The 11,887-nt window shown below is 62.0% G+C and carries 11 protein-coding genes; 4 read left to right on the top strand and 7 right to left on the bottom strand.

Annotation, left to right across the window (positions count from 1 at the left end; genetic code table 11):
* The first annotated feature begins 200 nt into the window (after positions 1-200).
* From AADW57_RS03320 to AADW57_RS03310, 3 genes are read left to right on the top strand one after another with little or no spacing between them, the layout of a single operon-like run.
* Positions 201-1,160 carry a Bug family tripartite tricarboxylate transporter substrate binding protein gene (locus AADW57_RS03320; protein ID WP_341668638.1) on the top strand — a complete coding sequence of 320 codons (960 nt, stop codon included), beginning with the start codon at positions 201-203 and terminating at the stop codon, positions 1,158-1,160.
* A 17-nt stretch (positions 1,161-1,177) separates the two neighbouring features.
* Entirely contained in the window at positions 1,178-1,651 is a 474-nt protein-coding gene (locus AADW57_RS03315) for a tripartite tricarboxylate transporter TctB family protein (RefSeq protein ID WP_341668637.1), read from the top strand.
* Positions 1,652-3,133: a tripartite tricarboxylate transporter permease gene (locus AADW57_RS03310; protein WP_341668636.1), complete on the top strand. Its 1,482-nt coding sequence runs from the start codon at positions 1,652-1,654 to the stop codon at positions 3,131-3,133. It begins immediately after the preceding gene.
* A gap of 9 nt (positions 3,134-3,142) precedes the next feature.
* Here the strand turns inward: AADW57_RS03310 and AADW57_RS03305 are convergent, their stop codons facing one another.
* From AADW57_RS03305 to AADW57_RS03275, 7 genes are all read right to left on the bottom strand, one after another.
* Entirely contained in the window at positions 3,143-3,862 is a 720-nt protein-coding gene (locus tag AADW57_RS03305; protein WP_341668635.1) for an SDR family NAD(P)-dependent oxidoreductase, read from the bottom strand.
* A 25-nt stretch (positions 3,863-3,887) separates the two neighbouring features.
* On the bottom strand, positions 3,888-5,405 hold the full coding sequence (locus tag AADW57_RS03300) for a tripartite tricarboxylate transporter permease (RefSeq protein ID WP_341668634.1): 1,518 nt from the start codon (positions 5,403-5,405) through the stop codon (positions 3,888-3,890).
* Positions 5,406-5,426: 21 nt separating this feature from the next.
* On the bottom strand, positions 5,427-5,894 hold the full coding sequence (locus AADW57_RS03295) for a tripartite tricarboxylate transporter TctB family protein (protein WP_341668633.1): 468 nt from the start codon (positions 5,892-5,894) through the stop codon (positions 5,427-5,429).
* A 19-nt stretch (positions 5,895-5,913) separates the two neighbouring features.
* Positions 5,914-6,888, bottom strand: a complete 975-nt coding sequence (locus AADW57_RS03290) for a tripartite tricarboxylate transporter substrate binding protein (RefSeq protein WP_341668632.1) — start codon at positions 6,886-6,888, stop codon at positions 5,914-5,916.
* 43 nt (positions 6,889-6,931) lie between these two features.
* The gene (locus AADW57_RS03285) at positions 6,932-7,660 is read right to left on the bottom strand and encodes an SDR family NAD(P)-dependent oxidoreductase (protein ID WP_341668631.1); all 729 of its coding nucleotides are present in this window, start codon (positions 7,658-7,660) and stop codon (positions 6,932-6,934) included.
* 9 nt (positions 7,661-7,669) lie between these two features.
* Positions 7,670-8,197: a 2,4'-dihydroxyacetophenone dioxygenase family protein gene (locus AADW57_RS03280; RefSeq protein WP_341668630.1), complete on the bottom strand. Its 528-nt coding sequence runs from the start codon at positions 8,195-8,197 to the stop codon at positions 7,670-7,672.
* Positions 8,198-8,607: 410 nt separating this feature from the next.
* The gene (locus AADW57_RS03275) at positions 8,608-9,423 is read right to left on the bottom strand and encodes an IclR family transcriptional regulator (protein WP_341668629.1); all 816 of its coding nucleotides are present in this window, start codon (positions 9,421-9,423) and stop codon (positions 8,608-8,610) included.
* Between the two features lie 351 nt (positions 9,424-9,774).
* Between AADW57_RS03275 and AADW57_RS03270 the strand changes: the two genes are divergently transcribed.
* The gene (locus AADW57_RS03270; RefSeq protein ID WP_341669646.1) at positions 9,775-11,670 is read left to right on the top strand and encodes an alkaline phosphatase family protein; all 1,896 of its coding nucleotides are present in this window, start codon (positions 9,775-9,777) and stop codon (positions 11,668-11,670) included.
* The last annotated feature ends 217 nt before the right edge of the window (positions 11,671-11,887 follow it).

Here is an 11,887-nt window from a genome sequence, read left to right as displayed (position 1 = left end):
AATAGCAGGCAGTGTAGAAATCCTATATGACGCCCCCGTTACGCTCAGATGAAAGTTTTATGACTCAAAAATGTTCGTATGAACAATACTGAACAGTCTTTGGTCAGCCCCAACGCCACGACGCCATCATGGGGTACTATCCCCTGTGCATGAATGAAAAAAATCAAAACATCACTGCGCCTTTTACTAGGAGACAAACCATGAAAATCCACCGTTTTCTGCGCCCTTTGCTGGCCGCTGCCTTGCTGGGCGGCTCCCTGGCCGCCCAGGCCCAGGTCAGCATGATGCTGCCCGCCAACCCCGGCGGCGGCTGGGATTCCACCGGCCGGCAAGCCATGCACGCCATGAACGAGGCAGGCATCTATACCGGCACCGTCAGCTTTACCAATAAAGGCGGCGCAGGCGGCACCATCGGTCTGGCGGACTTTCAGCGCTCGCAAAAAGGCAAGCCCGATGCGCTGGCCGTGTTCGGTGCCATTACGGTGGGTTCGATTTCCATGAACAAATCGCCCATCGACCTAAGCAAGTTCAAGCCGGTGGCGCGCCTGACCGCCGAATACCTGGTGCTGGCGGTCAAGGCCGATTCGCCCTACAAGACACTGGACGACTTCGTGCAGGCCTTGAAAGCCAGCCCCGGCGGCACGCCGGTGGGCGGCGGTTCAGCCGGCGGCGTGGACCACATTGCGCTGGCCCTGCTGGCCCAGAAAGGCCAGGTACCGGTCGCCGCGCTGAACTACATTCCCCAGGCCGGCGGAGCCGATACCGTCACCGGCATCGTCAACGGCACGCTAAAAGCCGGTATTTCGGGCATTTCCGAGTTCCAACAGTTTGCCGACAGCGGTCGCATCCGCATCCTGGCCGTATCCTCGGACAAACGCATGAAAGGCCTGGACAATGTGCCCACTTTCAAGGAAGCCGGCTACGACGTGGAAATCGCCAATTGGCGCGGCATTCTGGGCTCGGTGGACATGCCCGAAGAAAACTACCGCCAGTGGGTGGAGCGGTTCGCCAAGCTGAACGACAGCCCGCAATGGCAGGCCACAATGGAGCGCCTGGGCTGGGAGCCCTACTTCCTGGGCGGCGAAGCCTTCGGCCAGTTCATCCAGGCCGACAGTCAACGCATCAACACCATCCTGCACGACGCGGGCCTGGTCAAGTAAGCCTGCGGAGATAGTCCATGACATCTGTACCCCGGCAGCCCTGGTGGCTGGGGCTGGCGGTCATCCTTGCGGGGGCCGTCTGTCTGTATGCATCCTCGTCCCTGACGCTGAGCGCGCAATACGCCGCCATCGGCCCGGGCCTGTTCGTGGCGCTGGTCGGGGCGGGACTGATCGCGCTGGGTATTTTGCTGCTGGTGCAGATGAGCCGGGGCACGGCTTTTGACGAACAGGAGCGGGCCGCCGACCCCGGCATGGACAAAGGCCCCTTTCTGACCGTGCTGCTGGCCGCCGTGCTGCCGTCGCTATTGATGGAGCCGCTGGGCCTGCCCCTGACCGCCGCCGTGTGCTTCATGCTGGTGGCCCGTGCCCTAGGATCGCGCCGCGCGCTGCTGGACCTGATATCAGGACTGGCACTGGGCAGCGCCTGCTGGTTCCTGTTCGGCAGGCTGGGCCTGCAACTTGGCAGCTTTTTACCGATCGCGGGGGTGTAAATGGATACCTTGTCCATGCTGCTGCACGGCTTTGGCGTGGCCCTGCAGCCCATGAATCTGATGTGGGCCTTGATCGGTTCCGTACTGGGCACCGCCATCGGCATATTGCCCGGCATAGGCCCGGCCTTGACCATCGCGCTGCTGCTGCCCGTCACCGTGTCGGTCGGGCCGGTATCGGCGTTCATCATGTTTGCCGGCGTGCTGTACGGTGCCATGTACGGCGGGTCCACCACCGCCATCCTCATCAACACCCCCGGCGAAGCCGGCTCCATGATGACGGCGCTGGAAGGCAACAAGATGGCCCGGCGCGGACGCGGTGCCGCCGCCCTGGCCACCGCTGCCATCGGCTCTTTCATTGCCGGCACCATCGCCACGCTGGCGCTGACCTTCGCCGCCCCCGCCGTGGCCGAGCTGGCCTTTATTTTTACCCCGGCGGACTACTTCGCGCTGACCGTCATGGCCTTTACCTCGGTCGCGGTCGTTATGGGCACCTCACGGGTGCGGGGCTTTATCTCGCTGTTCCTGGGGCTGGCCCTGGGTGTGATCGGCATCGATGCCATGACCGGCCAGCCACGCATGACCTTCGGCATGCCCGACCTGCTGGACGGCGTGGAATTGACCGTGGTGCTGGTTTCGGTCTTTGCCGTGGGCGAAATCCTATATGTGGCCAGCCGCTTTCGGCATCAGAACGAAGAAATCATTCCCATACGCGGTAAAGCCTTCATGACCCGCGACGAATGGAAGCGTTCCTGGAAACCCTGGCTGCGCGGCACCGCCATTGGTTTTCCTATGGGGGCCATTCCGGGCGGCGGGTCCGAGTTACCCACCATGCTGTCGTATTCGCTGGAAAAAAACCTGTCCAAAAACAAACAGGAATTCGGACACGGTGCCATCGAAGGCGTGGCCGGGCCGGAAGCCGCCAACAATGCCGCTGCGGCCGGCATTCTGGTGCCGTTGCTGACGCTGGGCCTACCCACATCGGCCACGGCCGCCATTTTGCTGGTGGCCTTCCAGAACTACGGCCTGCAACCCGGTCCCTTTTTATTTACCAGTAATCCGGAACTGATCTGGGGCCTGATCGCTTCGCTGTACGTAGGCAACTGCATGCTACTGGTGCTGAACCTGCCCCTGGTGGGTCTGTGGGTGCGGCTGCTCTACATTCCCAAGCCGCAGCTCTACGCCGGTATTCTGGTCTTTGCCATGATAGGCATCTGGGGGGTGTCCGGCTCGGCCTTCGAGCTGGGCATGATGGCCGGACTGGGTGTGCTCAGCTATGTCATGCGCGTCTACGGTTTTCCCATCGCCCCTTTGCTGATCGGCATGATCCTGGTGCCAATGGCCGAAAACCAGTTGCGCACCGCCCTGGCCGCTGGCCAGGGCAACTTCATGGTGCTGCTGCACAGCCCGATTGCCGTCAGCTTCTATATCGCCGCCGCCCTGTTCCTGGCCGTGCCGTGGATACTGAAGCGGGTGCAGCGTTAAAGGCCGGAATCAGGCGACTAGATACCCGCCATCGACCGGCAGAATCACGCCGGTCATGAAGGAAGCCGCGCCGGAGCACAAAAAGGCCACGGCATGGGCGATATCATCGGGCGTACCCCAGCGGTTCAAGGGGGTGCGCGACAAGATGGCACCGGAGCGCGCCGCATCGTTTTGCAGATCCTGGGTCAGCGGCGTGGCAATCCAGCCGGGTGCCACGGCATTGACACGAATGCCGTCGGCGGCATAGGCCAAGGCCAGGGACTTGGTCAACTGGGCCACACCGCCCTTGCTGGCAGCATACGCCGGCACCAGCGAACCGCCGAAAAAGCTCAGCATGGACGCCATATTCACAATCGTGCCGCCGGAGTCTTTCAGCTTGGCGCGCGCGCCGCTGCACACGCGCATGGTGCCGGTCAGGTTAATGTCCAGTACCTGCTCGAACACATCCAACTGGTGCTCGGCCTGACGCCGGATCACCCCGGCGCAGTTCACCACATGGTGCAACGGCTCGTCCCCATCGAACAGGCTCTGAACCGATGCCGCATCGCTGACATCGACCAACTTGACCTCGATCTGCGGATGCAGCACCGACTGCTCGGCCCCCAGACCGGCCGCCACCACCCGCGCACCCAGACTGTGCAGATAATTCGCGATCCCTGCGCCTATGCCCTGGGTCGCGCCCGTCACCAGAATGGTTTGCCCTGCAAACAACTGCTCTTTAAAACTCATGATTCGTCTTTCTCGGTAAAGCGTATTAGCGCGCCGATACAGCGCCGGACTGGCGGGCAGGCAACAGCTTGCGCAGCGCCCCCCCAAACACCAGGAAGAACCAGATCACGACCGTCATTGCGCCCAGCCACATGGCCAGCGGACGGTCATAAAACATGGACAGATCGCCGTCGGCCTTAATCAAGGACTTCATCAGGTTCTCCTCGATCAGCGGGCCCAGAATCAAGGCCAGAATCAGCGGTGCCGACGGGAAGCCGTTTTCTTCCAGGAAATACGCCACCAAACCCATGCACAACATGATGCCCACATCAAAAATCGAGTTATTGGCCGAATACGCACCCACAATGCAGAACATCAAAATAATCGGGTACAGAATGCTGGCAGGCACCGACAAGACCCGGCCCGCGCTGCGTATCGCCAGCCAGCCCAGCGGAATCATCAACAGGCTGGCCACCACAAACGAGATGTAGACCGAATACACCAGCGGCGCTTCCGTCACAAATACCATCGGGCCGGGGGTAATACCTTTCATCAGCAAGACGCCGATCACAATCGCGGTTACCGTATCGCCCGGAATCCCGAACACCAGGGCCGGCACATAGGTGCCCGTCAGCGAGGCATTATTGGACGACGCCGCCGCAATCAGCCCCTCGGGATGGCCGGTGCCATACTTTTCGGGTGTCTTGGAAAAACGCTTGGAAATCGCATACGCCACCCAGGCGGCGATATCGGCACCCGCGCCCGGCAAAATGCCGATCAACGTACCTATGGTCGTGCCGCCCAGCGCCGAGCGCTTGTTCTGGGCAATCAGCTTGCCCGCGCCCTTGAACACATGGCTAGTCTGCAAAGGCCGTAAGGTCTCCTGCGGATGGCGCAGCGTCGGCAGCTTGCGCAGCAGTTCGGTCACCGCAAAAATGCCGATCATGGTGGGCAGCACGGAAATACCGGCGCTCAGATCCAGGCTACCAAAAGTCAGGCGCGGCATGCCCACGACCGAATCCATGCCCACCGTGGACAGCAGCAAACCCAGCCCCAGGGAAATACAGCCTTTCAAGGGCTTGCCCTGGGAGACCAGCACCGCGCTGGACAGGCCCAGCAACGCCAGCCAGAAATACTCGTAACTGGTGAAATTCAGCGACACCATCGCCAGCGACGGCGCAAACTGCGAAATCACCAAAATAGCCAGAATCCCGCCCAATGCCGAACACAGCAGCATCACGCCCAAAGTCTGGCCGGGCTGGCCCTTGCGGCCCATCAGGTAGGCATCATCGGCATAGGCCGCCGAGGCGGGCGTGCCGGGAATCCGCAGCAAGGCACAGGGAATGTCGCCGGCAAACATGGTCATGACGGTGGCCGACACAATCGCCGCAATCGCCTGGATAGGCTCCATAAAAAACGTCACCGGCACCAGCAAGGCGGTGGCCATCGTGGCGGTCAGTCCGGGAATCGCGCCCATGAACAGGCCGAACACCGCCGCGCACACAATCGTCAGAAAGACGTGCAGGCTGAACACCTGGTTCAGCGCATCTAAAAATGCAGACACAGTAGTTCCTTTGAAGAAAAATCAAAACGGCATGGTTGGCAAAGGAACCTGCAGAATCTTGGCAAACACCAGCCACATAACGGCCGTGGTGCATGCCGCGACCACGGCGGCCATTTTCCAGCGCCGGGTCAGCCAGGCAATCATGGCAAAGACAATCGCAAAACACAGGGGTGCAAAGCCCACCCAGGACTCCAGCGCCATATACAGCACAATGGCACCGGGCACGCTGGCGGCATACAGCAAGGCGCGCCAGGACACGGCGGCCTTGGCCGGTGCCCCCTGCGCCTGCCCCTTGGCGGCCAGACAGTCGCGCAGGCCGGAAAAAATCAGCCCCACACTGCCCAGCAACAAGCCACATGCGATCACGGACGGAAAAGTGCCTAAGCCATACGGCAGGCCGGGAAGTTGGGGCAGCGTGCGGGCATACAGAAACAGGCACACACTGCCTATCGCCAGAACCAGCCCCGTTACAGCATCATTGATTCGCATGTGACCACCCTTCGCGCAATCAGCGCTGCACCAGTCCAAGCTCTTGAATCAGCTTGCCGCTGGCTTCATCGGCACTGGCCATGAACTGCCCGAAATCCTGCGGGCTGCTCCACTTCACGCCAAAACCGGCACGGTTCATGGCGTCCAGAAACTCCGGCGACTGGGCCACTTTCTGCGCAGCAGCGGCAATGGCCTGCACAGCCTCGTCCGGCATGCCTTTAGGGCCGACCAGACCGCGCCAGGTACCGGCAGCCAGGGGACGTCCCGTGGCTTCGCCTATCGTAGGCACGTCGGGAAAGGAGGCCAGCCGCTCGTCGGCCATGACCGCCAAGGTCTTGACCAGCCCCGCATCGCGCATGGTCTTGCCTTCGGGCAGGGCCGACGCCACGATCTGCACGCCACCGGCCGCCAGTTCCTGGAACCCGGGAGCCGCGCCCTGGCTAGGCACCACGGTGACTTTCTTGGGATCAATATCGGCCAGCGTCAGCGCCTGGGCCAAGGCCAAGTGGTACGCCGCACCGGCAGGAATACCCGACAGCTTGTACTTGCCGGCCGGCTCCTTGCGAATGTCCTCGAAGGCCGCATCGATGCTGTCCCAACCGCCATCGGCCTTGACGCTGAACGCGGCCGCGTCGAAGTTCATCTGCGACACGGGCTGCAAATCGCTATAGGCCAGCGGCGAGGTCTTCATCCAGCGGTAGCTGACCAATTCAGCCGTCGCCAGACCGATGGTGTAGCCGTCCGCCTTGGCATTGCTGATCGCGGCGTGACCGATCACCCCGCCGGCACCCGGACGGTTGACCACATTGACCGGCTTGCCCAGCTCTTTTTCCAGGCCCACGGCCACCAGGCGCGCCACCGTATCGGTGCCGCCGCCCGCTGCCCAAGGCACGATCATCTGGATCGGGCGCTTGGGGTACTCGGCCAGGGCCGGGGTGGCGGACAAAGCCGCGAAGGAAAACGCGGCCAACAAAGTGTGTTTGAACAGAGTCATAAATGTGTCTCGTGTGTGTTGTTTATTGTGTGCTGCGAAAAAATCAGTACGTCGCCCGGCCACCGGACAAATCAAAGACCGCGCCCGTATTGAAGGAGCAGGCATCCGAGCACAGCCAAGCCGTCATTTCGGCCACTTCCTGCACCGTGCCCAGACGCTGCATGGGGCTTTTATCTATCATGGTCTGCACATGCTGGGGCGACATCTGCTCCAGCAAAGCCGTCTTGATGGCGGCCGGCGCAATCGCATTGACCCGCACGCTGCTGGCTGCCAGCTCTTTGCCCAAGGACTTGGTCAAAGCCAGCACGCCCGCCTTGGCCGCGCTGTATGCGGAAGCGTTGGCCGTGCCCTCCTTACCCGCCAGGGACGCGATATTAACAATGCGCCCCTGCGGCTGCTTGAGCAGATACGGCACCACCACCTGACAAGTGGTAAACACCCCGACCAGATTGATGTCGATGATCTTTTGCCAGATGTCGGCCGGGTACTCCCACAAGGGCGTGGTCGGCCCGGCGTAGCCCGCATTGTTCACCAACATATCGATGCGTCCGGTCTGCTCGTACAGCATCTGGGCCGCCCGCTGCACCGATTGCGGATCGGCGATATCCACCTGAAACTGCAACGGCTGGGACAAATCGGCATTCAGGTCCCAGATCGACACCCTGGCACCGGCCTGGGCCAGCTTGTCGGCAATGGCTTTGCCAATGCCCGCCCGGCCGCCGGTAACCACGGCGACCTGGTCGGAAAAATCATAGTGAACCGATGCGGTCATGATCGGTGCTCAACGAATGAACTGGTCAACGAAGTCTTCGCCCAGACCGACTTCGGTGTAGTGCTTGCGGCACATGTCGATCTTGGTGAACACGTCCTCGAAACCAGTGCCGTTGCCCCAGGGATCGGTGTAGTACATCAGGCCGTTCACGGTGAAGTAGGTAATCATCTCTTCCACGTCCTCGGGCACGTACAAGGTGTGGGTTTCGCCAGGCGGCTCGTACACGTAGCTGCCTTCGGTGGCTTCCCAATCGTGCTCCAGATAACGCCAGCGGCCTTTCAGCACAAAACCATGCACCGCCTGGGGGTGACGGTGGCGGCTCAACACGCCCGACTTGCGCACGCGCAGCAAATTGGTCCAGTAGCCCTGGCTGGCGTTCAGACAGAGCGGGCGGAACCAGACATTTTCAGCCTGGGGCACCCAGACCCGCTCGTCCTCGGGAATCGCATGCGGAACCACGATTTCCAGGGCCGCTTCCTTGGGATTGGGGTACTGATAGGGCGTGAGCTTATCGAAATCGGGCTTTGAGTCGGTCATTGCGTTATCCATATTGTGGTCAAACAGTCCATATTATGGATGAGATTTTATTGATTCAACTCAAGCAACGCCCATTAGGGATAACCCTGGAATATTGAGGTATAAAAAATCAGGAGGGGTCAAAACAGGATGGCGCAGGGAGTCTACAAAATCGGCAAACGGCTGCAAACCCAGTGCCGCCGTCGTGTCCGCAGACAGATCGCCGCACACGGAATGCCGCTGCCAGCCCGCCGGACAGGGCCGGCCAGACAAGATCAGGAGAAAATCAAAGAAGTGGTGTAGAACGGCGCACGCGAATGGCTGTCGGCCAAAATCGGGCTTGGACCTAGACGCTGTGCTTGCCATAGCCCAAGACCGACGCCGTGGACGGCCCCGATGTACCGGCTACCCGCCGGAACCGGGCTGTGAACTTACCAGATATGCTTGCTGTCGGCCAAGACCGGGCTTTGAATAATGCGCTGGGAGATGTGCCGGCACGTGTCCAGCAAAGGCTGCACATAGGCCTGGATAGGGTCGGGGGCCTGCATGAACTTCAAGGTACTGATACTGATGGCCGCGACCGGTTTTTGCCCCGCCCCTAGAATCACCGCCCCGAAACAGTAAATGCCCGCTTCGTTTTCCTCGTCATCGACCGACCAGCCTTGTTCTTGTACCTGGCGCACCTGCTCCAACAAGCCTTGTGGCGTGGTCACGGTATGATCGGTAAAGCGCGTGTACTCCAGGCGCTGCACAAGCTCCAGACACTGGGCCTGCGGCAAAGCGGCCAGATAGGCCTTGCCCACCGAGGACGAGTGCATGCAGACACTGGAACCAATGTACGAGGCCATGCGTACCGCACTGGTGCTTTCCAGCTTTTCGATATACACCATGCGGTCGTCGCTGGGCACGGCCAAGTGTACCGTTTCCCCCGTCTGGTCACGCAAGGCTTTCAGTGCCTGCACCGCCACCAGACGCAGTTCGGAACGATCCCAGCTACGGCTGGCAAACTGGATCAGACGTGGCCCCAACTGGTAGGTTTCGCCATTCAAGGACTCGATCAGCAGCCCCTCGGCCACCAGCCCTCCTACGCTGCGATACACCGTCGGCCGCGGATACCCGCTAAGCGCCGCCAGCTTGGGGATGCTCAGGGGCTCCGGGCTGTCTGCCACCAGTTGCAGCAAATGAACAAACTTAGAAAAAGCCGCCGTTCCCGTGGGCTTAGGCGTGCCAGAGTCGTGCTGAGTCATAATCCACTGTAAAAAATACCTGAACCATCCACCCGTCTGAATGCGACCGCCATCGGCACCTTGCGATACCCCGACAGGAACCGATCCGTGCGCATCACCGCCGCGTAGTATAGCGCCAGCAATAGGCGCGGCGGCGAACGCAGCGCCGGGGCCGCTGCCACCCCAAACCTGCCGTAATCCGTATCCAGCCGCAACGGCGGATGCGCAGCCACCGGGGTTACGGTTACACTAAACCTGTCTTTTTCAGCCTATATCGTCGCACATCGATTGAGCCCAAACCCCGACTTCAGCACCCTGCCTTCCGTTCTTGCCGGTCCCATACTGCGACGCCTTGAGCCGGGTCGCCTGGTCATGTGGCTGGTCGGCAGCGCCCCCTTGTCCCTGACCCTGGAAGTGCAGCCCGCCGACCAGGCACGCCGCCATATCGTGCTGGATGCCACGCAGTGCCGTCTGGTACCCATAGGCCGCCACGCCTATCTGCACCTGATCGATGTTGCGCTGGAACAGGCCTTGCCGCAAGACACGCTGATTCATTACGACCTGCTCGTTGCGCAAGAAGGCGGCAGCCCGGCCGGCATCGCCCACTGGGCCCCGCACCTGCTGCACACCGGTGCCACGCGCCCCAGCCTGGTGTTGCGCAGCCGCGCCGACAATATTCTGTTCGGCTCCTGCCGCAAACCGCACCACGCCGCCCGCGACGGTCTGGCGCGCGCCGACAGCCTGCTGGCCCCGCATATCGACCAAAGCGATGCCCGGCCTGCCATGCTGATGCTGTGCGGCGACCAGGTCTACGCCGACGACGTGGCCGGCCCCATGCTGGCTGCCATCCATGCCCTGATCCGGCGTCTGGGTCTGTACGGCGAATGCCTGGACGGCGCGGTCGTGGCCGACAGCGAACAGTTGTACGCGCACCCGGCCGGCTACTACCGCCGCGAAGACCTGCTGCCCGCCTTCAAATCCAACGAGGCCCTGCGCGAACGCTTTTTCGGCGGCGTGGAAAAACCCATTTTCACCACGGCCAACGCGCACAATCACCTGGTCACCCTGGCCGAAGTCATGGCCATGTACCTGCTGGTCTGGTCGCCCATTCCCTGGCAACTGGTGCCCGAGCCGCCCAAGCCCGCGCTGGACGAACAGCACGAGCAACGCTGGCAGCGCGAAGCCCGGGCGCTGGACGGTTTTAGGGACGAGCTGCCCCAGGCCGCGCGCCTGTTGGCCCACCTTCAGACCTTGATGATCTTTGACGATCACGACATTACCGACGACTGGAATCTGTCGGCCAAGTGGGAAACCATTGCCTACGGCCACCCTTTTTCGCGCCGCATCGTGGGCAATGCCCTGCTGGCCTATATGCTGTGCCAGGGCTGGGGCAACCGCCCCGACGTCTTTGGCCCGCTGCTGGACGACAGCAATGCGCTGATGAACGCGCCCGACGAGCAGGACAGGCTGGACCCGGTCGCCCAGGACGCGCTGATCGGTCGCCTGCTGACCTTTGACCAGTGGAATTACGTGCTGCGCACCCAACCCACCGTCATCGTGCTGGATACACGCACACGCCGCTGGCGCAGCCGACGCCTGCCCAGCCGCCCGTCCGGGCTGATGGACTGGGAATCGCTGACCGACCTGCAACACGAGCTGCTCGACGAAAGCGCCGCCGTCATCGTCTCGCCCACGCCCATGTTCGGGGTCAAGCTGATCGAAGTCATACAACGGATCTGTACCTACGCCGGCCACGCCCTGACCGTGGACGCCGAAAACTGGATGGCGCACCGTGGTGCCGCCAGCGTCATGCTGAATATCTTTCGCCACTCCCGCACACCGGGCAACTACGTCATCCTGTCGGGCGATGTGCACTATTCCTTTGCCTACGACGTACAGGTACGCGATCAAGACCGCACGCCCCACATCTGGCAAATCACCAGCAGCGGCATCAAAAACGAATTTCCGCGCCGCCTTCTGGACTGGCTGGACCGCCTGAACCGCTGGCTGTACGCGCCGCGCTCGCCGCTGAACTGGTTTACCCAGCGCCGCGACCTGGCCATTGTTCCGCGCCTGCCCGAACACCGTCAACGTGGCGAACGCCTGTGGAACGGTGCCGGCATCGGCCAGATCTGGCTGGACGCCCAAGGCCGCCCCGCCCGCATCCTGCAACACAACGCCGACGGCCGCCCCTCCACCCAGTTCCTGGCACAAGACCAACCCGCCGACACCCCCGCCACCATCGCCCAACCCCGCTCAGGCACCTAACAAGCGGCCAGCACGGCGCTTCGTGGCGGGTGGGGTGGTGGCAGCGGCTGCCGGCCAGCCCCGCGGCACACCATGCAACGGTTTCCAGGCACGGACCATCCCGTCGCATGCCCACAGCGGCGCAGCCATAGAACGCCTAAACCCCACGCCTAGAATGTGCGCCACAACGCTTCGTCGAACGCCTGCGATGCGATGGATCTCCTGCCAGCGACCGCAC

It is taken from the genome of Alcaligenes sp. SDU_A2, from assembly GCF_038237375.1.
GTDB lineage: Bacteria > Pseudomonadota > Gammaproteobacteria > Burkholderiales > Burkholderiaceae_B > Alcaligenes.
This window is presented reverse-complemented; position numbering and strand designations above follow the sequence as displayed.